18 protein-coding genes and 1 pseudogene are annotated in these 24,255 nt (G+C 69.2%); 5 read left to right on the top strand and 14 right to left on the bottom strand.

The window, feature by feature from the left end; genetic code table 11:
• Positions 1–104 precede the first annotated feature (104 nt).
• Positions 105–665 (top strand): dihydrofolate reductase family protein, encoded by a 561-nt coding sequence (locus AB0I10_RS04120; RefSeq protein ID WP_363150706.1) that lies wholly within the window; start codon positions 105–107, stop codon positions 663–665.
• 454 nt (positions 666–1,119) lie between these two features.
• Here the strand turns inward: AB0I10_RS04120 and AB0I10_RS04115 are convergent, their stop codons facing one another.
• From AB0I10_RS04115 to AB0I10_RS04095, 5 genes are all read right to left on the bottom strand, one after another.
• Complete coding sequence (locus AB0I10_RS04115; protein ID WP_363150705.1) at positions 1,120–1,680, bottom strand: hypothetical protein; 561 nt, start codon at positions 1,678–1,680, stop codon at positions 1,120–1,122.
• 3 nt (positions 1,681–1,683) lie between these two features.
• Positions 1,684–3,483, bottom strand: a complete 1,800-nt coding sequence (locus AB0I10_RS04110) for a DEAD/DEAH box helicase (protein WP_363150704.1) — start codon at positions 3,481–3,483, stop codon at positions 1,684–1,686.
• 4 nt (positions 3,484–3,487) lie between these two features.
• On the bottom strand, positions 3,488–5,122 hold the full coding sequence (locus AB0I10_RS04105) for an MFS transporter (RefSeq protein WP_363150703.1): 1,635 nt from the start codon (positions 5,120–5,122) through the stop codon (positions 3,488–3,490).
• Between the two features lie 661 nt (positions 5,123–5,783).
• Complete coding sequence (locus AB0I10_RS04100) at positions 5,784–5,963, bottom strand: hypothetical protein (protein WP_363150702.1); 180 nt, start codon at positions 5,961–5,963, stop codon at positions 5,784–5,786.
• A 490-nt stretch (positions 5,964–6,453) separates the two neighbouring features.
• A complete protein-coding gene (locus tag AB0I10_RS04095) occupies positions 6,454–7,275 on the bottom strand; it encodes a VOC family protein (protein WP_363150701.1) in 822 nt (273 codons plus the stop codon).
• A 231-nt stretch (positions 7,276–7,506) separates the two neighbouring features.
• Here AB0I10_RS04095 and AB0I10_RS04090 point away from each other — a divergent pair, with 231 nt between their 5' ends.
• Entirely contained in the window at positions 7,507–8,559 is a 1,053-nt protein-coding gene (locus AB0I10_RS04090) for a transcriptional regulator (protein ID WP_363150700.1), read from the top strand.
• Positions 8,560–8,593: 34 nt separating this feature from the next.
• Here AB0I10_RS04090 and AB0I10_RS04085 read toward each other — a convergent pair whose 3' ends face one another.
• Positions 8,594–8,917, bottom strand: coding sequence for a TfoX/Sxy family protein (locus tag AB0I10_RS04085; protein ID WP_363150699.1), 324 nt, complete (start codon positions 8,915–8,917; stop codon positions 8,594–8,596).
• Between the two features lie 212 nt (positions 8,918–9,129).
• Between AB0I10_RS04085 and AB0I10_RS04080 the strand changes: the two genes are divergently transcribed.
• Complete coding sequence (locus AB0I10_RS04080) at positions 9,130–9,282, top strand: hypothetical protein (protein ID WP_363150698.1); 153 nt, start codon at positions 9,130–9,132, stop codon at positions 9,280–9,282.
• Positions 9,283–9,342: 60 nt separating this feature from the next.
• Here the strand turns inward: AB0I10_RS04080 and AB0I10_RS04075 are convergent, their stop codons facing one another.
• The 5 genes from AB0I10_RS04075 to AB0I10_RS04055 all read right to left on the bottom strand — a co-directional run bounded on the left by AB0I10_RS04075 (position 9,343) and on the right by AB0I10_RS04055 (position 16,193).
• Positions 9,343–10,470, bottom strand: coding sequence for a tetratricopeptide repeat protein (locus tag AB0I10_RS04075; protein WP_363150697.1), 1,128 nt, complete (start codon positions 10,468–10,470; stop codon positions 9,343–9,345).
• The gene (locus AB0I10_RS04070) at positions 10,467–11,765 is read right to left on the bottom strand and encodes an AAA family ATPase (protein ID WP_363150696.1); all 1,299 of its coding nucleotides are present in this window, start codon (positions 11,763–11,765) and stop codon (positions 10,467–10,469) included. Before AB0I10_RS04070 ends, AB0I10_RS04075 begins: the two co-directional genes overlap by 4 nt.
• Positions 11,766–12,057: 292 nt before the next feature.
• Positions 12,058–14,133 carry an FUSC family protein gene (locus tag AB0I10_RS04065; protein ID WP_363150695.1) on the bottom strand — a complete coding sequence of 692 codons (2,076 nt, stop codon included), beginning with the start codon at positions 14,131–14,133 and terminating at the stop codon, positions 12,058–12,060.
• A gap of 296 nt (positions 14,134–14,429) precedes the next feature.
• Positions 14,430–14,981, bottom strand: coding sequence for a TrmH family RNA methyltransferase (locus AB0I10_RS04060; RefSeq protein WP_363150694.1), 552 nt, complete (start codon positions 14,979–14,981; stop codon positions 14,430–14,432).
• Between the two features lie 159 nt (positions 14,982–15,140).
• A complete protein-coding gene (locus tag AB0I10_RS04055) occupies positions 15,141–16,193 on the bottom strand; it encodes an oxidoreductase (RefSeq protein WP_363150693.1) in 1,053 nt (350 codons plus the stop codon).
• Between the two features lie 76 nt (positions 16,194–16,269).
• Between AB0I10_RS04055 and AB0I10_RS04050 the strand changes: the two are divergent.
• A pseudogene (locus tag AB0I10_RS04050) lies at positions 16,270–17,242 on the top strand (FAD-dependent oxidoreductase).
• Positions 17,243–17,301: 59 nt separating this feature from the next.
• On the opposite strand, the gene AB0I10_RS04045 reads toward AB0I10_RS04050, so the two are convergent.
• The 3 genes from AB0I10_RS04045 to AB0I10_RS04035 all read right to left on the bottom strand — a co-directional run bounded on the left by AB0I10_RS04045 (position 17,302) and on the right by AB0I10_RS04035 (position 22,530).
• A complete protein-coding gene (locus AB0I10_RS04045; protein ID WP_363150840.1) occupies positions 17,302–18,990 on the bottom strand; it encodes a BCCT family transporter in 1,689 nt (562 codons plus the stop codon).
• Positions 18,991–19,068: 78 nt separating this feature from the next.
• Positions 19,069–20,409, bottom strand: a complete 1,341-nt coding sequence (locus tag AB0I10_RS04040) for a M14 family metallocarboxypeptidase (RefSeq protein WP_363150692.1) — start codon at positions 20,407–20,409, stop codon at positions 19,069–19,071.
• A gap of 84 nt (positions 20,410–20,493) precedes the next feature.
• On the bottom strand, positions 20,494–22,530 hold the full coding sequence (locus tag AB0I10_RS04035; RefSeq protein WP_363150691.1) for a Xaa-Pro dipeptidyl-peptidase: 2,037 nt from the start codon (positions 22,528–22,530) through the stop codon (positions 20,494–20,496).
• Between the two features lie 177 nt (positions 22,531–22,707).
• Here AB0I10_RS04035 and AB0I10_RS04030 point away from each other — a divergent pair, with 177 nt between their 5' ends.
• The gene (locus AB0I10_RS04030) at positions 22,708–24,210 is read left to right on the top strand and encodes a M1 family metallopeptidase (protein ID WP_363150690.1); all 1,503 of its coding nucleotides are present in this window, start codon (positions 22,708–22,710) and stop codon (positions 24,208–24,210) included.
• The last annotated feature ends 45 nt before the right edge of the window (positions 24,211–24,255 follow it).

Below are 24,255 nucleotides of genomic sequence, written 5' to 3'. Positions count from 1 at the left end.
TGACGAAGAGCCAGCGATGAGTATCGGCGGCCGCAGCCGTCTATCTCTTCGAACAGTCCGAGAACGCCTCGGCGGCCCACTGCACACCACCAGAGGACGAGACCATGCGGAAGATCATCAACGCCACCTATATGACGCTCGACGGCGACATCACCAACATGCAGGACTGGCACTTCCCGTATTTCGGCGAGGAGGCACGGCAGGCCGCCACCGCCCAGCTCTTCGGGAGCGATGCGCTGATCATGGGCCGGAAGACGTACGAGGCGTTCTCCGACGCCTGGCCGCAGCGGGCCGGCGCGGACGAGTTCGCCGACCGGATGAACAGCATGCCGAAGTACGCCGTCTCGACGACGCTGCGCGACCCCGCCTGGACGAACACCAGCGTGATCAGCGGTGATGTCGCCGCCGAGGTACGCAAGCTCAAGGCGGGCCCCGGCGGGAACATCCTCCAGTACGGATTCGGCCAGGTCACCCGACTGCTGCTGGACAACGGCCTGCTCGACGAACTCCGTATCTGGCTGCACCCGGTCCTGTCGGGGAAGGCCGCGCCATCGGAACTCCTCTACCGCGACGGGCTGCCGACGGCGTTCACACTGAACGGCACGGAGGCACACAGCACCGGCATGATCATCCTCAGCTATACGCCACAGCCCGCCCAGCGATGACGGGGCGGTGCCGTGCGGCGCTCGCCGTGGGGCCAGGGTACGGACCGCTGCCCGGACGGCCGGATTCAAACCGGCGTGTTCCGCCTCGGGAAAGCGGCATTCGATCCAGATCAGCCAAATGGGTGAAGCACGCGCGCCACTCGGCAACCAGCCGAATTGCAGCGGAAATCGGGACACGGCAGCCACCTTCCCGCAGGGCGGTCGCCCTGCGGGAAGGTGCAGAAGCGCGGCCCAACCCCTGTCGTGCCGCCGGGGCTGCACTTGAGGTCCGCGTGCAACGTTCCTCGCTCCCGCTGCGCTGCTTCACAGTCAGCAAAATGCCAACAGCAAGGAGAGGCGACGGTTCTCGTCGACGCAGCAGACGGGATCGTTCGCTGCGGCACACGATGGCACGCGGGACACCCTGCCGATGTCTGCCCGCGCAACAGTCGTTGACATACGCCGCATGGTGCGACTACTTGGACACCATGAAGTAGTCGGCCGGATTAAGGGCATTGAGCGCGATCCACCGCTGCGGCGTTACTGCGGTGGATACTTCAGTACGGTCCGATGAGGCGCGGAAGAAGTCCTGGATATCGAGAGCAATTCGAGGATCGTCATCGACGCGTCGTGCCATTTCGTAGTAGACGGCCAACACGTGGATACATCGTGGAGTGTCGGCTGAGCAGGAGCAGTCGACGCCGACGAGTTTCGGTGCAGGCGGGTGGCCCGCTTCGGTGATCGCGCGATACAGCTCGTCGGTGAGGACGGGCCGAACGCCACACAACTGGCGGGAGATCCCGACTATCGCCTCCCGGGACATTGGCGCAACCTCGATGTTGGCCACCGAAGCGCTGCGACCACGGTGTACGACGGCGCGCACGATCCGGCCGTCGATCGTGACCTGCACCTTCCCGTCGCGTGCGATTCTGCGCGCGCCCGGCAGCTGCGGATCAGGGCGGGTCTGACGCAACGACTCAGCGAGCCGAACCCAGTCCTTCCCCCACACCGTGTAGCCGAAATCATTGTCGGGCATATGTCAGCTGTCTCGCTTCCGGCGCAGGATCGCAATGAGGCGGTCATCATCCAAGCGGGCCAATTCGGCGACACTGGACGAATCAGCGATATCGGAGAGTGCGGATTTGCGCGAGTGCATGGCCGCGATGTGCTCCTCGACGGTGGTCCCCGTGGTCAGAGTGGTGACGGTGACGGTGCGGGTCTGACCGATCCGATGGACTCGATCGGAGGCCTGCGCTTCCACGGCCGGATTCCACCATCGGTCGAAGTGGATGACGTCGGCTGCGCGGGTGAGAGTGAGCCCGGTGCCACCCGCTTTCAGGCTGAGCACCAGCACTTTCGGGCCGTTGTCGGCCTGGAACCGGCGGACGATGTCGGCCCGTTGCTCCTGATTCAAGCCGCCGTGGAAGAACGGCACACACACGCCGAACTGTTCGCCGCAGTGTCGCACCAGCAGCTCACCGGTCTGTCGGTACTGGGTGAAAATCAGGGTTGGAGAGCCAATTTCGAGGTTGTTGGCCACAATGTCGGTGCAGAGGTCGAGTTTTCCCGATCTTCCTGACAGCTCACCGAGGTCACCGGTGATCAGGCCCGGGTGGTTGCAGACCTGTTTGAGCGCGGTGAGGGCTGCCAACACCTTGGTGTGGCGCTGTGCGCCGCTGCCGAAGCCATCGTCGATCGCCTGCTCCAGCAGTTGGTCGTACAACTGCTGCTGTTCCTCGGTGAGGTCGCAGATCAGGTCGGCGTGGATCTTGGGTGGGAGTGAGCCTGCGACCTGGGACTTCTTCCTCATCAACACGATCGGCTCGATTGCCCCGCGCAGTCGGGCAGCGGCGGCGAGGGAGCCGTCCGCGATCGGCCGGACAAAGCGACGACGGAACTGCGTCTTGTGCCCGAACAGTTGCGGTGCGACCAGATTGAGCAGCGCCCAAAGCTCCTCGAGGTGATTCTCGACGGGCGTTCCGGTCAAGGCGATTCGCGCGTCGGCCGCAATGGTTCGCGCGGCCTTCGATACCTGCGTGCGGGGATTCTTCAGCACCTGGGCCTCATCGAAAACCGCAGTGACCCAATGATGCTCCATCATGACAGGGCTGTGTATGCGTAGCGTCGGGTAACCGGTGAGCACCACCGTCCCGCTATCCACCGCTTTCAGCGGCCCGCCACGCCAGATTATCGTCCGCAGGTCAGGTGCGAACCGCGCGATTTCGTGTGCCCAGTTCCCGACCAGCGAAGTGGGACACACCACCAGCTGTGGCCCCTCCTCGGCGCGCCCGGCGATATAGCCGATGGCCTGCAGCGTCTTACCGAGCCCCATTTCGTCGGCCAGCACCGCACCGCCGTGTTCATCGACGGTCTCACGCAGCCAGCTCACACCGCGAACCTGATATGGCCGCAGCTTGGCGGTCAGCGCTGTGCGCAGTTCGGTCGCAACAGCATTGGTATGACGGAAGACGGCCACGGCATGCTCCGCCGACGTCACGGCGATACCGGTGGCATCGGGAACGGCATGCGCTGCGATCGGCAGGGCCGAATCGTCACCCGCAATCCACGCCCGCCAGACATCCACCGACCGACCAGGCGAGTCGAGGGGCACGCCGGCGAGCCTGTCCGGCTCGATCAGTGCGCATTCGACGTCGGACACCTCAAACCCGCCAAGGTCTGACGTCGGGACAACCAAGGCAACGGTCTCGACATCACCGACCGGCGGGGCAGCCCCCACGGCGCGGCCGGACCAGGTCCACAAAGCAAACATATGACGGTCGGGTAGGTACGTGGCCTGACTATCAAGCAGGACACCAGGAAGTTTTTGCCCGATTCCCATTGTGTCAGTGGCTGCTCACGTCATCGCCCTCACGAGCGGGTTGGTTGTCAGCCCGAGAATGGGGGGTCGCCCCATTCACTGAGCGGCTGCCTCCTCGATCGTATTCCGGCTCCTGTACCAGCCCCGTGGACTTTCCGACAGGACGCAAGGCAATCACCAGCACAGCTGCTCCGAAGAGCCCGATGAGCATGATCCAGGCCGCGCCGACGTGCATAGCGTGAATAAACGCATCATCGGCAGCGTGCGCAAGAGTGGGCCGGTGGATCGCGGTGGCGACATGCCGGGCCTGTTCGGCGGAAACCCGCGCCCGGTCCTGCACCGACCCGGGTACATCGCTCAGCGAGGGTTCGATCGCGCGCCGATACACGATCGACATGATCGTGCCGCCAACCGCGATCCCGATAACGCTGCCGGTCTGTCGCACGGTGTTGGTGACGGCCGACCCGGCACCGGCCCGTTCCAACGGCAGGGAGCTGATCAATGCTGCCGTCACTGGGCTGATCACCATGCTGATGGAGAGGCCCTGGACCAACAACAAGATCTCGATCCAGATGAGTGGGGTTTGCAGTCCGAGAAACCCGTACGCGCCCATGGTCAGCGCCGCCACGATGAGCGCTGGTGCGGTAATCGGGCGTAGCGACCAGCGACGAACCAGACGCGCGCCAAGGTACGCCCCCAGGATCGCACCGAGCGCGGTCGGGAGACTGGCCAAGCCCGCCTCCATCGGCGAAAAGCCGCGTGCACCCTGCAGGTAGAACGCGTTATAGAAGGTGACGGCGGTCGTGGCGAAGAGGAGCAATCCGATCGCCGCGTTGCCGCCACCGAATGCACGTTGCGCGAGCAGTCGGGGATCGAAGCTGGGCACCTTGATACGCAGTTCGACGAGTACGAAAGCGGCCAGCAGGGCCAGTCCGACGGCGATCGGCGCCCAGACATCCGTACGACTCCAGGCGGCCACCTGCCCCGCACGGATCAGCCCGTAGGCCAACGCCGCGAGCCCGCTGATCGACAGCAACATCCCAGCCGGGTCCAGCGGACGCGGGGTGGGGCTGCGGAAATTCGGGACCAGCATGACGATCCCGACCAACGCCAGCGCCACGACCGGGACATTGACCAGAAAGACCGAGCCCCACCAGAAATGGTCGAGAAGCAACCCTGCCAACACCGGGCCTGCGGCCATTCCGACACCGGCGGATGTCGAGGAAATGGCGATCGCGGTTGCCCGCGCGGGGCCGGTGAAGGTCCATATAAGGATGGCCAAGTTGGCGGGCATGATCAGCGCGCTGCCTACTCCCATCGCGGCTCGAGCGGCAATCAGCTGGCCTGCGTCGCCTGCGTACGCCGCCCACACCGAGGCGCCGGCGAAGATCACCAATCCGGTTGCGAGCACAGTCCGGTGGCCGAAGCGGTCACCCAGTGCACCTGCGGTGAACATCAAGGTGGCGAAGGCCAGGGTGTACGAGCCTGTGGCCCATTGAAGCTCGGCCGGGCCGGCATCCAGTCCACGAACCGGGTCGGCGAGGGTCTCCAAGGTGGCACTCAGGACGGTGTTGTCCAGCCAGATCAGCAGCGAGCACACCATGAGAACGGCAAGAATCAACTGCTGCCTGAACTTCGGCAACGTTGGGGACGTGGTCATGAATACCCTCGGGTGCGATCGGTAAAAACCTGACGCGATGGGACCGTAGGCAATCGTCACGCCCGTGTCAATTTCTGAATACCCGTCAATAGACTGCTGATTTCCGCGAGTTGCAGGGGCATATCGCCACCCCCCTGTCAATTCCTGAGTGACCGTGAATAAACGCTGGTTTCAGCAAGTCGCCGGGGGCATATCGCCTCGCCCCTGTCAATTCTGAGCCTGTTGTTCAACCTCGCACGCCATCCGGCCTGCCGAGACAGGGCTGTTGCAAAGTCATGAGCACGTAGACCGAGCCGGGCGAGGGCGTCCTGCGGGGCGCTGCGGGCCCACTGCCCGATCGCCGCGAACGAGATGGGCTCCGGTCAGCACCGCCGAGCAGGCGGTCAGCAGCACGCTCACGCACGGGTGAGCCGGAAACCCTAGCCGCGGCGAGGGTTGGCGCGAAGGTCTGGCCGTACGGACATGACTGCACCAGGGTTTCTGTCGCCGGCCCGCAAGACGCGCTCAGCCTGCGGGCAAAGATGCAGGCATAAGGCATCGTGAACTGACGCCAGGTGGTGGGCCAAAGGCTGGCCCACCACCTGGACAGAGACCGTTTCAGCACATGCCGGGGCAGAACTTGTCTCCGCTGATAACGGGTTGTGCAGGCGTCAGCAGCCTTTCAGTTGAGACTCCAACGCTCAGCATCGATCACATATCGTCGAGCGATTTCAAGGATTCCCTCCAACGTGTCCCTCAGCGCACGTTCCAGGGCTTCCAGCTTCGGAATCTGCTCCTCCAAGTTGGCGGCAGAGACCACTTCCTCCCACACATGCCGGTAACCATCCTCCAGCTCCAGCACGGCCTCGGTGGTATCCGCGCGCTGATCGAATGACAGCCCGACTGGACCTATCATGCCCTTACTGAGTTGTGCGTCAGCCGGAAATCAGGTCACCGAATAGCAGAACATGCCCCGTTCCGATCTTTTACTCAGAAGGACCACTCCATCCCGGCCGACGCTCCACTACGTCGATCGAGACTGCACCGGACGTGCCGCAACTGGCAGTTCGCCTGGTGGCCGAGGATTCATCGTGGGGTTCCCGAGGTCACGGTCGTAACCGACGAACAACCGCCGCGAGGGAGCGAGCAACTGCCTCTCGTGTAGCGCGGAGGTGGAGCCCGGAAACACACCGGGCCCCGCGCGCAGTGGTGTCGGATCTGGGACCCACGGGTGGAAGGGGTCACCCGGGGTGATTCAGGAGCTGCTGCATCGGGAGCCCCGGAAGATGTACACGTGCCCGCCCGGGGCCGGCGCCGGACCCGGCCCCACGCGGGCCGGGTCCGCGTCCGGGTCAGCCCTGGGGCATGGAGAAGAGCCCGAAGCTCACACCGCGCGGGTCCTTCAGCCGGGCGAAGGCCAGGCCGTAGGTGGTGGTTTCCGGCCCGAACTCGACTGTCGCGCCGAGTGATTGAGCCTTGGCGACGGTGGCGGGCACATCCAAGGACAGGAACAGCGGGATGGCATACTCCGCGACGACCGCCTCCGCGCTGTTGTCGGACAGGCCGCCGGTGGAACGCTCGCCCCCGGTGGTGACGCCGTAGTACGGCCGGGCGACCGCGCCGGGGTCGCGCTGGTAGGTCCAGCCGAACGCCTCTGCGTAGAAGTTCTTCGTCGCTTCGATGTCAGCGGTGCCGATCTCGAACCAGGCGAACGAGCCGGGCTGCGGGGCGCCCGCGCGCTGGTCCGACTGCCGCCCCGCACCGTTCCCGGCGGACTGCTCGGGGGGCGTCCAGCTGGTGACGGGCGGTGTCCAGATGGTGAAGAGATTGCCGCGGGTGTCCTTCAGGCGGGCGTAGTCGCCGCCGTCGGCGGCCTTGGCGGGCGGGAGAACCACCGTCGCACCCAGATCCTTGAGCCTGGCCACGTCGGCGGCCGCGTCCGTGGACACCATGGAGACAGTGATGCCCTCCTCACCACCGGTGCCGGTCGGCCGGATGCCGCCCGTCGGGTAGGGGTCACCCGGGACCGTGATCAGCGTGTACGTCCGGCCGTCGGGGGCGGGGACGGGCTGGAAGGTCCAGCCGAGGAGAGTGCCGTAGAAGTCCTGGGCGGCCTTGGGGTCGGCGGTGTCGATCTCGAACCAGGCGACACTGCCGGGAGACGGGATGGTCATGGCGCTGTCCTTTCAAGGAAGGCAAAGGGAAGGTAATGGGAGAGGAGCGGCGAGGCCGCGTGGGGCGGAGCCCTCGCCGTGTGCCGCGACCCGACAGGGTCGGTGCCGGGACGTCGGCGCGGTTCACGACCGCTGAAATCGACCGTAGATCCTTATTAGGACACCTCGCGTCACCATTGCCTGGCAGCCTGGAAGACACGGCCCAGGACACGACATGACCGAGGAGGCGCCATGCCCCAGGACCTGCCCGCCCGGATGCTGCGCCTGCTGTCCCTGCTCCAGACCCGCCGCGCCTGGACCGGCACCGAACTTGCCGAACGCCTCGGCGTCACCCTCCGCACCATCCGCCGCGACATCGGCCGGCTACGCGAGCTGGGCTACCCGGTGGAAGGGACGACGGGGCAGGCCGGCGGCTACCGCCTGTCCGCCGGAGCCGACCTGCCGCCCCTGCTCCTGGACGACGAGGAAGCCGTCGCCATCGCGGTCGCCCTGCGCACCGCCACCACCGGCGTCACCGGCATCGAAGAGACCGCAGTCCGGGCCCTGGCCAAACTCGAACAGGTCCTGCCCGTCCGCCTGCGCCACCAGGTCGCCACGATCCACGCCACGGCCTCTCCCCTTCCAGTGCCCTGGAGCACCGGCCCGACGGCCGACCCTTCCACCCTCGCCACCCTGGCCGCCGCCTGCCGCGACCACGAGACCGTCACCTTCACCTACGAGACCAGCAGCGGCACCACGGGGCCGCGCCGCGCCGAACCGCACGGCCTGGTCGCCGCAGGCCCCCTGTGGTATCTCGCCGGCTACGACACCGACCACGAGGAATGGCGCATCTTCCGCGTCGACCGCCTCACCGACCCCGCCCCCACAGGCCGCCGCGTCGCCCCCCGCGAACTGCCCGCCACCGATACGGCCGCCTACGTCGCCGCGCGCATCGCCGCCGCCCCCGCCCGCTACACCATCCACGCCACCGCCCTGGCCGACGCCGCCGCCGTACGCGCCCGCACCTACTCCCTCCCCGGCCGCGTCCACCCCCTCGACGACCACACCAGCGCCCTCGACCTCGCGGCCGACAGCCCCCACCAGATCGCCCGACAACTCCTGGGGGTCACCCTCGACCCGGACGGCGTCGTTCGGGGAACACCCGAACTCGCCCCACACCTTGAGGAGTTGGGCAACGGCCTGCTGCGCGCTGCCCGTGCGCTGGCCGCATCTGCCGGGTCTGCCGAAACCGACGGGGAGAACGCGGTGAACGGGCCCGGCGGCACGGACGCCGTGGACCGGTGAACAGGTGGCTACGGCCGCAGTCGGGCGACCCGGATCACTTGGGCGGCAGCTCCGCAGTAACCTCCATGGCCACCTTCAGCCAGTCGTCCAGGACGTCATCGTCCAGCGTCTCCTCCGCCAGCACCACCCAGCCGTTCTGCTCCTTGCCGCGAAACACCAGCGGCCGCGCGCCGGAGCGGGACAGGGCATCGTCCATGCCATCCGGCCCGACCCGCACCATCAGGCCCTCGTCGTACACATTGGCCAGCGCATTGCCGTTGAGCAGAAAGGTGATCCCGCCGAACATCTTCTTCGCGACCACCCCGTCGGGCTCCAGCCGCTCCTTGACCCGCCCCGCCAGCACCTCGTCGTAAGCCATGCGCCAACGCTAACCACACCCCACGACACACACCCGGCAACCCCCGTGCTCAATGCCGCCGATTCCCATAAATCGGCCCATCGATCAAGATGGCCAGGTGTCCGTGACAACGCACCTTGAGCGTGTGCCATCGAGTCCGAGTGATTCGGGATACTGGACGCGCGGGCAGGACCGATGTCGGCGACCGACGAGAAAGATCAGGTACTGGACACATGAGTGACGACTACAGCGACGATTCGGATTCCGGGCGGGCCAGCACGCACAGCGGGTCGTCCCTGCGGCTGGAGGACCTGCGCCGCGTGATGCGTTGGGAGACGCTCGCCCTGGTTGCTCTCCTTTTCGTGCTTGCCATCATCTTCGCCTAAGGCGACCTGCTGCTCGCGGCCGTCGAGGCCCCGGCCTCGGCCTCGGCATTGCTCGGTTCTTCACCGGGTCTTCTTCCGGTCGAACCAGATCGTGGCGAACGTCGGCGCGAGACCTGCCCAGAAGAGCACCTGCGGCAACAGCCGGTCCGTCCAGGGAACTTCGGCGATCAGCAGGGCGCACAGCATGGCCCAGGCCGCCTGGGCCAGCACTATGCGGGGCCACCGGCGGCGGTGTATCAGTGACCGCACGTTGAGCTGGACGCCGGCGCGCCGCCGCCGGTAGCGCAGCAGGGCGCCGACGAGCCAGATGGCGGTCGCCACCACGAGGTACCACAGGCGCTGGCCGAGCGGCAGTGGCAACTCCCGCTGCACCTTGCCCTCGACGGCGAACAGGTCCATCCCCGTGCCGGCGAAGGCGACGCAGAGCAGGGCGAGCCACCGTACCCCGCGCAGCATGCGGTACGTGGCCTGGTCGAGACCGCGCTGCATCCCGGTGGAGTCCGGTGCGGCGGCAAGCCCGGTGGCGTAGAAGTCGGCGGCCCTGGCAGCCTTGACGCCCGGGGCGTTGGCGGCCCTGTGGGTCTGCGCGGTCAGGGCCTCAGCGTGGGTGGGGTCGAGCCGGAGGATGGCGCGTTCGAGCTGGTCGGCGAGGGTGACGTTGCTCGACCAGTTGGCGATCTGCAGGGCGACTTCGTGGGCGTAGACCTCCTCGGGGCCCAGCCGCAGCGCCTCCATGACCAGGTCGGACGCCTCGCGCATGACGTGGCCGAGGTCGTGGTTCCGGAGGTCGTTGACACCGGTTGCCTGAACGTAGCGGAGCAGCGCCATGCGGGACACGGCATCGGCGAGCATCGTATAGCCGTACCAGTGCTCCGGATCGACGCGGACCGCTTCGCGCAGTACCGGCTCGACCTCGCGCCATGAGCCATTGGGCCCGCGGGTCATCGCCCGGGCGCGCAGAATGAGTGCGAAGAAGTCCTCGGGGGCGAGTCTGAGGGCCTCGTCAGCCGCCTCCAGCGCCTGCTCCGGCTGCTCCATCTTGAGGTGGCAGTTGCCGATCTCGATCCAGGCGGCCAGGTCGCCGGGGTCTTCGGCGAGGTGCTGCGACAGCAGGGTGCGGGCCTGCTCGTAGCGTTTGAAGTCGATGAGGGCCTGGGCCTGTTCGACGGTCGGGTTCAGTGTGGTCACAGCTTCCGCTTCTTCTTCAGGTAGGCCACCAGGTCGTCGTACATCCCGCCGTCGTTCGCGTACATCGCCACGTTGCGGGCGGCCGCGAACCATGGCTCCGTCGAGGGCGCGATCTGCCCCGCCGCGGCCAGCAGGTCCTTCATCCCGATCAGGCGTACGGTGCCGGTACGGGCCGAGTCGAGCAGCGCGTGCTCGGCCGCGGCCTCGCACACATGGGCCAGATCGGCGCCGGACAGGCCGTCGGTGGCCTTGACGAGCTTGCCGAGGTCGATGTTCTCGATGGGCCGCTCACGCAGGTGGTAGCGGAGAATCGCCTCCCGGGCCGGTCCGTCGGGCGGCAGCACCAGCAAGGTCCGGTCCAGCCGGCCGGGGCGGCGCAGGGCGATGTCCACGTCCCAGGGAACATTGGTGGCGGCGAGCACGAACACGCCCTCGTTCGCCTCCGCCTCGACGCCGTCCAGCTCGGTCAGCAACTGGTTGACGGTGTTGCGCATTCCGTTGCTCTGGGTGCGGCTGCGCTTTCCACCGAGCGCGTCCAGTTCGTCCAGGAAGAGCACGCACGGGGCCTGGCGGCGGGCAGTCTGGAACAGCTCGTGCATGTTGCGCTCGGAATTACCGATCCACATGTCCAGTACGTCGTTGACCGACACGGACAGGAAGTTCGCCCCCAGCTCACCGGCGACGGCCCGCGCGATGAAGGTCTTGCCGCAGCCGGGCGGCCCGTACAGCAGCAGCCCGCCGCGCAGGCTCTTGCCGTAGAGGCGGCGCAGCTCCGGATTGCGCAACGGCGCCAGAAAGGCGGCCTCCAGCCGCTCCTTGACCTCCTGCATGCCGCCCACATCGGCGAGACGGATGGCCCCGGGCCGCTCCACCTCCCAGGCGGCGGCGTCCCCAGGATCACCGCTGCCGTCAACGGTGAGCGGCGCCTCCACGAACCGTGGCGGCACGACATCGCCGACCTGATCCTCGGCCGCGCTCCAGTCGAAGCCCGGGCCCGAGGCGGGGGTGGGGGCGGGGGCAGGACGTTGGCCGGGCACCGGGGCCTGCGGTGGCGCGGGCAGTGCGGCTTCACCGGGCGTGGCTGCCGGAGTACCTGTCAGGGCCCGGACCATCAACTCGCGTGCCTGGACATCACCGGGCGCATGCTGCAACGCCACGGACACTTCCCCCACCGCGGCGTCACCGTGCCCCGCGGCCAGCAGCAACTCAGCGAAGTGCAGCCGCAGGGGCACGTCATCAGGCGCAGCCGCAACGGCCGTACGCATGCTCTGTATAAGGGGGGATTCCGCCGACATGGCCCACACTTTACGGAGCCGACGCGGGTGACTTGCGGGTGCCCCGATGTGCTCTGCGCACAACCTGCTGTGAGGAAGTCACGTGGCCCGCCTGCGGCGAGGACGAGGGTAACGCCCATACCCCCGCCTGGCTTCCGTCACCGCAGCCCAGCTCGCTCAGTCAGACTCCGCATCGCCATGTCCGCAGCGGCGCCTCGGCCGAGGCCTCGACCAGGCGGGCAGCAACAGGGGTCGGCCGGTGTCAGGTCGCTCCCTGTGTCAGATCGCTCCCGCTATCAGCTCGCACCCGTTATCAGTTCGCGCCCGCATACCCGCGGAGGCGCTCCAGTTCGGTGGCCACGTCGGTGAGGGTGGCGCAGTCCGGGACGGGGTGAATCTCCGGGGCGGGTGCCCCGGTTGCCCGGCGGCGCGGGTCCTCCAGGGCGTCGGCCATGGCGGACAGCGCCTGGCACAGCCGGCGCGCGTCATCCGGGCTCGGGCGGCGGGCGCCGTGGTCGAGACGTACGGCGCAGGCGGTCGCGGCGTCCACGATGCGTTCGGCCGCGGTGACGACGGTCAGCCAGTCGGGGTTGCGGTCGCGGGCGGCGAGGAGTTCGGCCGCGGCGGTCTCCGCTGCCGCCCGGGCCTCCCCCAGCGCCCGGTAGGCGGCCCGGCGCAGCGCCAGCCGCTCGGTGGGGTCCTGCCCGGGTTCCGACTCCAGGACGTGCCGAAGGAAGTGTTCGGTGGCGCGCAGGGCCGAGGTGACACGCTGGCCGATCCGGCGGCGCGGGTCCGCGAGCCGCGGCAGATGGCCGACGACGAGCACCATGCCGCAGGCGATCGAGGTGTCGACGATCCGCTCGGCGGCAGCCTGGGGATCGCCGCTGACGTGCACGAACGACAGCACCATGAGGGTGATCGCAACGGTCTGCAGGGCGAAATGGCGGGTGGCGAACGGCAGCAGCGCACCGCCCACCCCGGCGGCCAGCACCGGCCACCACGAGCCGGTCAGCAGCAGGCCCGCCCCGGCGAAGACCAGCACGCCGGCGACGGTGCCGGCGAAGCGGTTGACCGTACGGGAGAAGAGCGGGCCCAGGTCGGGCTTGACCAGGAAGGTGACGGTCGCCGGGAGCCAGTACCAGTGGTCGGCGCGCAGCAGCAGGGCCACGGCGGTGCTCGCTGCGATGCAGACGGCGACCCGCAGCCCGTAGTCCCGCCCGGCGGGTCCGAGAACACTGCGCCCGCGCCGTGTCCGCCGGCCGACGACGCCCAGGGCACGACGGGCCACGGACACCCAGGCGGGACGGCGGGGCGGCGGCGGCCCGTGGCCCGGCCCCGAAACCGGACCTGACACCGGCCCCGGCCTTGGCTCCAGCCGCCCGAAGCCAGGCGTCGAAGCAGCGCCGGCCGCCGGATACGGCTGGGACAACGGCTCCGGCCGGGCGAAGGCGACCGCGGCATCCAGGAGGGCCTGGTCGAAGGCTCCGCGCGCGGCCGAGCTGGTCTCCGGGGCGGACAGCCGGCCCGGTGGGCGCCCGGTGCGCAGCGCCTCGGCAAACCGCCGGGGGCTCTCCGCGACGCGGGCCGGCAGCGGGCGTGCCTCCCACAGAAGCGCGACGCTGGCCTCGCACAGCGTCGTCGCCGCGGCGAACCGCTCGGCCAGCAGGAGTTCCTCCGCGCGGGCGCGGCGACGCAGCAGCCGACTGGTCAGTCGGTGCAGCCGCAGGGCCTCGTCCGCCCGGTCCAGAGCGGCGGTCAGCCGTCGTCTGGCGGGCTCGGCGCCGGGCCCGCCGGCCGCGCCCAGGGCATCGGCGAGCGCGTCGAAGACCCTGGCCACCGCCGCCCGCTCGCCGCTGAGCGCGCCGCCCACAGGGCGCGGCGAACGCAGTACGAGGCGCAGCAGGAGCAGCCACAGGCATCCGGCGAAGACGTAGAGGGCCTTCGCCCAGGGCGAACCCGGCAGCGGCATGCCCGCGCCGAGGATGGTGGCGGCCAGCATCTGCATTCCGGCGTTGGACCGTACGGGCCCGGCCACGCTGCCCGCGCCGGAGACGAAGCCGACGGCGAACAGCGCCGGGACGATCCACCAGCCCGCGCCGGCCGCCTGCAGCGAGGCGCCGATCAGCATCCCGAGCGCCGAGGCGAGGGCGGGCAGACCGATGTGGACGATGCCGGTGCGGCGGGTTCCGGGGCGGTCGTTGACGCCCGCGAGCATCGAGCCGAGACCGGCCAGTACGCCGGCCGCCGGGTGGCCGGTCGCGATCCCCGCACCGAGCAGCGGCCCCGCACACAGCGCGCCGCGTGCGACGGCCGCCCACGGGACGGGCAGCCGCTGCCAGCGGAAGGGGTGGGCGAGCCAGGCGGGCACGGCGCGCTGCGCGCGGGGCATGGGCCTCCTCAGGCGATCTGAGCTCGGACGATCTGAACGCGGACGATCTCAGCTTGGACGGTCTCCACCCGGACGGCCTCAGTTCAGACGGTCTCAGTTCAGACGATGCGAACGAACGGCGGACGAACGGCGGCGGGCGGAATCCGAGGGGCGTCATCGGCCGACGGTGCCGCTACCAGCCTAAGGTCCGGGTTTGTCCGGATGACGGCCGGAGGGTTACACCAAGATCACGTGCGGACGACGCGGAGCGCAGCCGGACGGGACACGACGACTCCGGTCCGCGTAGCCCCCGGACCTCACATCAGCCCCGCCAGCTTGTAGAGCACCAGCGACCCCGCCACCGCGACATTGAGGCTGGCGCCGGTGCCGACCATCGGGATCTCCACCACCTCGTCCAGCAGATCCAGCGCCTCGGGCGGAATCCCGTGCTGCTCATGCCCCAGCACCATCACCGTGGGCTCACGCGCCGCCGGCAGGCCCCCCAGCCGCACCGCCTCGTCGGCGAGTTCCACGCCCACCACCCGCAGCCCGCGCTCGCGCTGCCGTTCCAGCCAGCCCACCGGATCGCCGGTCCAGTGCACACAGGCGGGCCTGCGGAGCGTATTGCCGCGCTCCAGCGCCTCCGGCACCCACGAGAAGCGCGGCACGGTCAGACAGGCGCCGACCGCGTCACAGGTGCGCAGCAGGGTGCCCAGGTTGGCGCCGTGCATCGGCCACAGCGGGGCGGCGTAGAGGTGGTCCCAGCACGAGTGGGCGCGCGGCCGTCGGGAGCGTCGGAGTTCGCCGGGGGTGCGGGTACGGATGGCGGGGCCTGCGGCGGGTTCGGCACGCCGTGCGCGGCCGCTCATCGCACGGTGGAGGCGGCCCTCCGGAAACTCGTACCGGCACTGAAGATCTTCTGCATCATCGGTGGCGCTTAGCGGCGCGCCGGGGCCATCGTCGTATTGCGTCACATGGGTTGGACCGCGCCATGTTAGAACGCCACCGCGGGCCCCGTCTTCACCTTTTCAGCGCCCGCCCGTCCCATCACCGTCCACCGGCGCCACCAGCACACCCCCGGTGGTCCGCGCTACCACAAACGCCTCCCCAGCCGGCCCGGCCAGCCCCAACCGGTGCTCTCCTGCCTCCAGTTGGCCGTCGAAGAGCTCGGTCGTACGGGTGCGGTAGAGCCGGTCGAGGCGGTATCCGGTCAGCCGGACCCGGCAGGGGATGGCGACCGTGAGGGTCGCCGTGCCGCGCTCCGCGGCGAGCCGCAGCAGCCGGCGTTCGCCCTGCGGGCAGCGGTCCAGCGCCTGTTCGATCTGCGCGACGAGCAGAGGGACGATCGGCGCAAGGCCGTCGACGACGACGGCCGCCGATCCGGCGTCCGCGAACGCCTGCCGTACAGCGGCGCGTTCGGCGTCCCCCACACCGCGGCCGAGCGCCACCGCCCCGTAGGAGCGGAGTTCGTCCGGTGCGGCGCCGGTCGCGTCGCGGGTGATCTCCGCGCCGATGCCGGTACCGCGCAACGCCGCGGCCAGCTTCGTCAGTACGGCGGCCCGCCGCCCGATGAGCAGCACCCGGCGGGCGGGCCGCGCCGGGCCCGCGGCGTCGGACGTCAGCAGCTGTTCCAGTACGGAGCGGTACTGTGCGCCCTCGAAGCGGAACGGCCCGATTCCCGTGTAGCCGTTGCGCCTCAGGTCCACGATGTCGTCCGTCTGCCAGGCGAAGTCGCGCCAGACGAAGTCGGTGCCGTCGCGCTCGATGACCGCGGTGACGGCGCCGCAGGCCGGTCCCTCGCACTCGGGACAGCCGTAGATGACCCGGCGGCCGCCGTCCGGCGCCGGTCCGTCCTCCAGCAGGAGCCGCCGCACCTGCGCCGCGAAGAGCGAGGGGCCCAGGTCGGCGGCGAGCGGCGAGACCGCGTCGAGATCGGCGAGCTGCAGCAGCAGCGGCCTGCCGTCGATGCTGAAGTCCAGGAAATCCCGGTGTATTTGATAGGCCCCGGTGGGCAGCACACCACCGGGGCGCATGGCCGGCGCCAGCCCGAAGGTCGCGTATTCCGCAGATTTCGCAGACATGTCCCGAGTATCCCCGCATGGAGGCCGCCCAGAACGCTCCCTCGTCCACCCGCGCCCCAGGCAGTAGCTTCCAGACATGACGATCAATGTGACGACCGACGCGGGTGACGTACTCGTGATCGGTGCCGGCGTGATCGGGCTGACCTCGGCGGTCGCGCTGGCGGAGGACGGGCACCGGGTGCGGCTGGTGAGCCGGGACCCGGCCGCCGATACGACATCGGCGGTGGCCGGAGCGCTGTGTTGGCCCTATCGCATCCACCCGTACGAGGAGGCGGTGCGCTGGTCCGTACGCACCTTCGAAGTGCTCACCGGCCTCGCCGAGCGGCCGGACGAGACGGGCTCCCGGATGGTGACGGGCACGATGACGGACGCGATGACGGACGTGGCGACCGGCCCGGCAACAGCGGCAACGGCAGGCGCCGAGCCCCTCTCCGCCTGGTACGACGCCGTGCCCGGCCTGCGTCAGGCGCGCCCGGACGAACTCCCCGAGGGGTGCGCGTCCGGATGGCGCGCCCGCACGCCCCTCGTCGACATGCCGGCTCATCTCCGCTACCTGGAACGGCGGCTGGCGGACGCCGGCGGAACGCTGGAGCGGCGGACGGTCACCTCGCTGGAGGAGGCGGGCCAGGAGGCCGCGACGGTCGTGAACTGCACCGGGCTGGGCGCGCGGGATCTCGTACCCGATCCTCAAGTGCGCTCCGTCCAGGGGCAGTTGGTGATCCTGGAGAATCCCGGCGTCGAGGAGTGGTTCGTGGAGGCGGACTCGGCCGCCGCGACGACGACCTAAGGCGCTGGAGCCGGATCCGGCGGTGGCGGAGGCGATCGTGGCGCGCTGCGCCCGGCGATTCCCGGAGCTGGCACAGGCCCGGGTGCTCCGGCACAAGGTGGGGCTGCGTCCGGCCCGCCCGGCGGTGCGGCTGACGGCGGAGCGGCTGTCCGGCGGGACGCTGTGCGTCCACAACTACGGGCACGGCGGTGCGGGTGTGACCGTGGCGTGGGGGTGCGCGGACGATGTGGTCCGGATGGTGCGCGAGGCCGGAACCACGTAACAGACGACAGACAGCGGAGGGCCGGTGGCTCCGGCCCTCCGCTGCAAGGGTTCCGCCGGCTACTTCCCGGCACCCTCCCCGACGGCCGTGGCGCCGCTGCTCTCCCCGCCGTCCGCCGGCCCGATCTGGAACTCGAAGTCGCCGTCGTACTGCTCATGGCCCGCGATGACGGCCATCTCGACGGCTTCCTCGCCCTTCTGGCCGCGCACGATCAGCGGATCGCTGCGCAGATCCCGCATGAGCGCCCAACACATGGCGATCATCACGAGCAGGAAGGGCACCGCGACCAGGATCGTCAGATTCTGCAATCCGGTCAGCGCGTCGCCCGATCCGCCGCCGATCAGCAGCATGATCGCGGCGACCGCGCCGGTCACCACACCCCAGAAGATGACCACGAGCCGGCTCGGTTCGAAGGTTCCCTTCTGCGACAGCGTGCCCATGACGATGGACGCGGCATCGGCACCGGAGACGAAGAAGATGCCGACCAGGATCATCACCAGGATGCTGGTGACGGTCGCGAGCGGGTACTGGTGCAGCACGTCGAAGAGCTGACCCTCGGACGTGGTGGACCCGCTGAGCTTCTTGCCGTCCTGCAGCTTCATGGCCGAGCCGCCGAACACCGCGAACCACACCAGGCTGACCACGCTCGGCACGAGGATCACACCGCCGATGAACTGACGGATCGTCCGGCCGCGGCTGATCCTGGCGATGAACATGCCCACAAAGGGCGTCCAGGAGATCCACCACGCCCAGTAGAAGACCGTCCAGGAGCGCAGCCAGCCGCCCACCGCGTCACCGCTGCTGGCCTCCGTACGGCCGGCCAGCTGCGGCAGCTCGCCGATGAACGACCCGAGCGAGGTCGGCAGCAGGTTGAGGATGAGGATGGTCGGCCCGGCCACGAACACGAAGACGGCCAGGATCAGCGCCAGCACCATGTTGATGTTGGACAGGTACTGGACGCCCTTGGCGATGCCGGAGACCGCGGACAGGATGAACGCGATGGTCAGCACGGTGATGACGCCGACCAGCAGGGTGGTGCTGACGCTGTCCATCCAGCCCAGCACCTTTATTCCGCTGCCGATCTGCAGCGCACCGAGGCCCAGCGAGGCCGCGGAACCGAAGAGGGTGGCGAAGATGGCCAGGATGTCGATGACCCGGCCGCCCCAGCCGTTGACCCGCCGCTTGCCGAGCAGTGGTGTGAACACCGCGCTGATCGTCTGCCGCCTCCCCCGCCGGAAGCAGCTGTACGCGATGGCCAGACCCACGACCGCGTAGATGGCCCAGGGATGCAGCGTCCAGTGGAACAGCGTGGTGGCCATCGCCGTGTCCATCGCCTGGGCGGCGTCCTTGGGGTCGGTGCCCGGTGGCGGCGTCGTGAAGTGCCCGAGCGGCTCACTGACGCCGTAGAACATCAGGCCGATGCCCATGCCCGCGCTGAACATCATCGCGATCCATGACACCGTACGGAACTCGGGCTCCTCGCCCTCCTTGCCGAGGGTGATCCGCCCGTACTTGCTGACGGCCAGCCAGATCGCGAAGATCACAAAGCCGGAGGCGGTGAGCACGAAGGCCCAGCCGCCGTTGGCGATCACCCAGTCCAGCATCGTGGTCGATACGTTCTTGAGCGAATCGGTGGAGGCGGCCCCCCAGGCGATGAACGCGAGAGTCAGCAGCGCGGTGACGCCGAAGACCACGCGGTCGGTCTGTGGGGGCCCGGTCGGTTGGGAGTCGCCGGGGAAATCCGCCATCGAGGACGAGCCACCCCCGTCTCCCTTGCCGTTGCCTGTGTCCGACATACGTTGACCTTTCAATTGACCGTAATTTTCTTATCCGTTACCCCCTACCACACCACGGCAGGCCTGCAGGGGAGTCGCGACCGCAAGGTGATATCCGGCCCGCCCGTCCAACAGCAGCGGCACGAGGCCGCGCAGCGACTGGCGCAGGGGTACGACCGCACCTTCCCCGTTTCGCTGCCAGGACACTCCGTGCAGTGCCAGCTCATCCCTGATGCCGGCGAGTTGCCCCGCGTCGAGGCGGTAGACGCAGGGCGGGTCGGTCAGGGTCTGCTCGTCGGTGGCGGGTTCGTTGTCCGCGCCGCCGAGGTAGACCGGTCCGCGGTCGGCGAATCCGGCGAGCCGCGCCGAGGTGGTGGCCTGCTCGATACGTCGGCGGTGACCGTCGAGGAAGGTGAACGCGCCGTGCAGTGCCGCCCGTTGTGAGTTGACCCGGCGCCTGTTGTTGAGCGCGGGGTCGGCCTTCTCCGCATCACTGATCGCGTCGACACGGGTCTCGACGAGCAGACCGACCGAGCCCTTCACCCCCGCGGTGTTGCGCAGAATCCGCTCCTGGCCGTCGCCCGCCACCTGCTTGACGGGGTCGCCGGTCTCCGGGTCGGTCCAGATGCCGTAGACGCCCGTGCTGAATCCCGCCTTCTGGACGGCGGGCTCGACGAAGTCCTCGGACAGCGACGTGGCTTCGCGGTGCACCGCATCCGCCGTGTTGAGGTTGCGCGGCCACAGGGACAGCACGTCCTTCATGTAGTACGGCACCGTGGGGCCGTACTCGTGCAGGTCGTAGACGGTGTCGGGGCGGTAGTCGCGGATGACGGCGGCCATCGCGCGGCCCTCGGCCGTCTTCAGGGCGATGTGGTCGCGGTTGATGTCCACGCCGTCGGCGTTCTCGCGGGTGTCCGCGGCCCGGCCGTCGGGGTTGGCGGTCGGTACGACCAGCACGCTGGTGTGCTCCAGGAAGCGCCGGGTGGCCCGGTCCTTGGCGTAGGCGAGGTCGCGGACGGTGGTCAGACAGGCCTCGCGCCCGGAGGGTTCGTCGCCGTGCTGTGAGCAGATCAGCAGGACGGAGTTGCCGCGCCGTACGTCCTGGGGGCGCTCCGGTGCCGGGGCACCGATCCGTACCAGCCGCACGGGGCGGCCCTGCCGGGTGGCGCCGATCCGGTCGACCCGTACCCGGGGCGTGGCGCGGTCGACGGCCGCGAGGAAGTCCTGTTCCTCGGACTGGCTGGTCCAGCGGGCGCCGTCGCTCGTCTCGAAGCCGGTGCGGGGCGGGTGGGTTCCGGCCGCGCCGGGGGGCGGGGCCGGGCTCACGCCGAGGGTGGCCGTCAGGGCGATGGCCAGCGCCGCGAGGGCGAGACCGCGGGAGCGAGGTATCACGGGGTGCCTCCTGGGGACGGGTGGGGGCGAGGCGGGAGGTAACGGGGAACCGGGGCCGCCCGCGCATGGGGCGGCCCCGGCCGGTCATCCGGCGAACGGTACGTGGCTGATCGAGCGCGGCGGGGCAATCCCGTGCAGCGGTGCTCCCGTACCACCCGCTTGGCTCGCCGCGCCGGCCGTCGCCCGGGCGAGGGCCGGGGCGCCGCCGGTCAGTTGCAGCTCGGCGGAGGTACGGGCCAGGTCGAGGGTGAGCTTCGGCCGGGAGGGCGGCGGTTCGATCAGGCCCGCGTCGGTACCGGCCACGATGAGTGCGAGGCGGTGTCCCGCGGGCACGATGTGATCGCTCGCGGTCAGGTCCAGGGTGATGGTGTAGGGCTTGCCGGGGGTGAGCGGCCGGCCCTTGTGGTCATCGGCGTAGTTGCCGAGGTCGGCCCAGCCGCGGCTGAAGACGGTGTGCGCCACCTTCTGGGTGTCGGCGGCGGTCTCCTTGAAGCAGCCGGTGTCGCCCGTGGTTCCGGCGCCCCAGCAGGTCTGCTTGTCGAGGGTGGTGATGCCCTCGCCTTCGGCGGCGTAGTTGCGGATGGTGTCGGGGCCGAGGTCCACCAGGACGGCCGAGAGATGGGCGGTCGACGTGGTCGGGGTGGCGGTCACGGTCACCTTGCCGGCGCCGGACAGCCGCAGGGGTGCGCTCAGCGGACCGGTGCTGAACCCGGCCTTGGCGGGCGTCGGTTCATCGATACGGGCCGCCCAGTCGGCCTCGCTGAGCTTCGGGTCGTCCGTGAATGTCTCGGTCGTGCCGCGCGGCGCGGGCTCGGTGCCCAGGACGCCGACGCCCGGCTCGGTCCCGTTGCGCGGCCGCAGCGTGGTGGCCGTGGTGCCGGGCGCGGGCCACCGGGTGTCGGTCGACCAGGTACCGGGGCTGCGTTCGATGTCCGCCATCGGGGCCCGGTCGATGCCGTTGTCGTAGCCCATCAGGTAATGGTCGAACCACTGGTGGAGGGTCTTGACCCATCCCCAAGCTCTCGGCTCCGCTCGAGCAGGGGAGACCCCAATGCCACGGCGGAAGTCGAACGGGTCGACATGACCGGTCTGGGACAGCCAGATCTTGCGCTCGACGCCGTGCCGGGCCAGTGCGTCCCACCACTGGCCGTAGTGATTCGTACGGACGTTGAGATCCTGCATGCCGTGGACCATGAGGACGCTGGCGCGGACCTTGCCCGCGTCGGGGACGTAGTCGCGCTCGGTCCACAGGTCCGTCCAGTCGCCGGTGCGCGGGGCGCCGTCGACGAGTTTCTTCTGTACGGCGGCGCAGTTCTGGTGCGCGTGGTCGCTTTCGACCCGGTACGCGAGCCCGTCGGGGCCCCCGTCGTACAGCGGGGCGCCCTTGGCGAAGTAGTAGTCGTACCAGGAGGAGATGCCGGCGATGGGGACGATGGTCTTGAGTCCCTTGACGCCGGTGGCCGCGACGCCGTTGGCGATGGTGGCGTCCCAGCTCTTGCCGATCATTCCGGTGCTGCCGTTGGACCAGTCGGCGGCGACGGGTTTCCCTCCCGTACGGGCGCTGTAGGCGCGCCCCCGGCCGGCCAGCCAGTCGACGACGGCCTTCGCCGACTGGATGTCGGAGCGTCCCCCGACATCGACACAGCCGTCCGAGCGGCTGGTGCCCGCCAGGTCGACGAGGACGGTCGCATAGCCGCGGGGGACGAAGTAGTTGTCGTAATAGAGCGGGAACTGGACCGGCCGGCCCTGGTCGTCGTAGGTCTTCTTCTGGCTCTCGTTGCCGCGCCCGCAGCAGGAGTAGTACGGGCTGGCATCCATGATCACGGGTATTCGCCGGCCCTCCTGCGCGGGCTCGTGCGGCCGCACGATGTCGACGGCGACCCGGTCGGTCCTCCCGTCCGCGTCGCCGTCGAGCCGTGTGTCCACCCAGACCGATTCGCGTATCGCGCGGTCGTAGGAGTAGACGGGTCTGCTCTCGCCGGACGCCTCCTGCGCGGCGGATGGCCCGGTCAGGGCGGACATCAGGGCGACGACGGTCGCCACCACTAGGGCTTTCCAGGGGATGCGGGTGACCCGCGCACGAATCGTCACGCGCCGGACGTTAGCGCGGCCAACTGCCATGCGTAAGGGTGCGTGTGAGGTGGGGAGTGCGGTGCGTGACGGATGAGCTGTTGCGGGGAGCCGGGGGCTGATGACGGTTCATGTCGGTCATATGTCAGATGAGGCCATGTACATGACGCTGACCCCTACGAGTGCATAGGGTCTGAAGCGCCATCTCCCCTACGAGTTGGAGGACTCGTGCGTCACAGACTCCTCGTCCCGGGCGCGGCCGCGCTCAGCCTGCTGCTGGCGATCCCGGCATCGGCGGCCGACTTCAACCCGGGCGCTCCGGGTATAGGCGACACCTATTACCCAGAGAGCGGAAACGGCGGATACGACGTTTCCCACTACGATCTGCGGCTCAAGTACCAGCCGAAGACCGACCTGCTGGAGGGCACGGCGACGCTGCTCGCCACCACCACCCAGGACCTCTCCCGCTTCAACCTCGACTTCGGTCTCAAGGTCAGCGAGATCCGGATCAACGGCAAGAAGGCCACCTTCGCCAAGTCCGGCAAGCACGAGCTGGAGGTCACCCCGTCCGCGCCCCTGGAGAAGGGCAAGCAGATCAGCGTCGTGGTGCGCTACGCGGGCAAGCCCTCCGAGCTGAAGATCGACGACTTCACCGCCTGGGCCCGTACGCCCGACGGCGCCGTGATCGCGCAGGAGCCGCACGGCTCGGCGTGGTGGTTCCCGAGCAATGACCACCCCACCGACAAGGCCACGTACGACGTGTCGATAGCGGTCCCGGACGGGACCCAGGCGCTCAGCAACGGCGTGCTGGCCTCGGAGACCTCCAAGCTCGGCTGGACGCGCTACAACTGGCGCTCGGACAAGCCGCAGGCGACGTATCTGACGACGCTCGCCGTCGGCAAGTTCGACATCACCACCGACAAGACCGCGAACGGCCTGCCGGTGATCAACGCCGTCAGCAAGGATCTCGGCGCGAACAAGGGCTCGGCGCGGGCCAGCATCGAGCGCACCACCGAGATCACCGAGTGGCTGGAAGGCGTCTTCGGCCCGTACCCGTTCAACTCCGTCGGCGGGTACGTCCCGAATGTGCCGGCCGGGTACGCGCTGGAGACCCAGACCCGCCCGTTCTACGGCAGCAAGGCCTTCGACCGGGGCACCAACGTCTCCGTAGTGGTGCACGAGCTGGCGCACCAGTGGTACGGCGACAACGTGTCCGTGAAGGACTGGAAGGACATATGGGTCAACGAGGGCTTCGCCACCTACAGCCAGTGGCTGTGGTCGGAGAAGGAGGGCGAGGGCACCACCCAGGAGCTGGCGGACTGGGTCTACTCCCAGCACCCGGCCGATGACCCGTTCTGGACCGTCAAGCCGGGCGACCCGGGCGCCGACAAGCAGTTCGACCGCGCGGTCTACGACCGTGGCGCGCTGACGCTTCAGGCGCTGCGCAACAAGGTCGGCGACAAGGCGTTCTTCGACATCCTCAAGTCCTGGCAGACGGAGAACAAGTACGGCAACGGCTCGGTGGCCGACTTCGTGAAGTTCGCCGAGAAGAAGTCCGGCAAGCAGCTGGGCGACTTCTTCGACACCTGGCTGTTCCAGCAGTCGAAGCCGGCTGCTGGGGCTGCGAAGCGGGCGCTCGGCGCGCAGCAGGCGCCGGTCGCAGAGCCGAAGTCGTGGAAGCAGATCACGGCTACCACGCACGACGTGCACGAGCACGGCCACGGGCACTGATGTGGTCGGAGCCGGGGACGCTGCTCCCCGGCTCCATCCCGTCCG

The sequence above is a fragment of the Streptomyces sp. NPDC050636 genome (assembly GCF_040654775.1).
GTDB lineage: Bacteria > Actinomycetota > Actinomycetes > Streptomycetales > Streptomycetaceae > Streptomyces.
The sequence above is the reverse complement of the archived record's forward strand: the minus strand, read 5'-3'. Positions and strand labels throughout refer to the sequence as shown.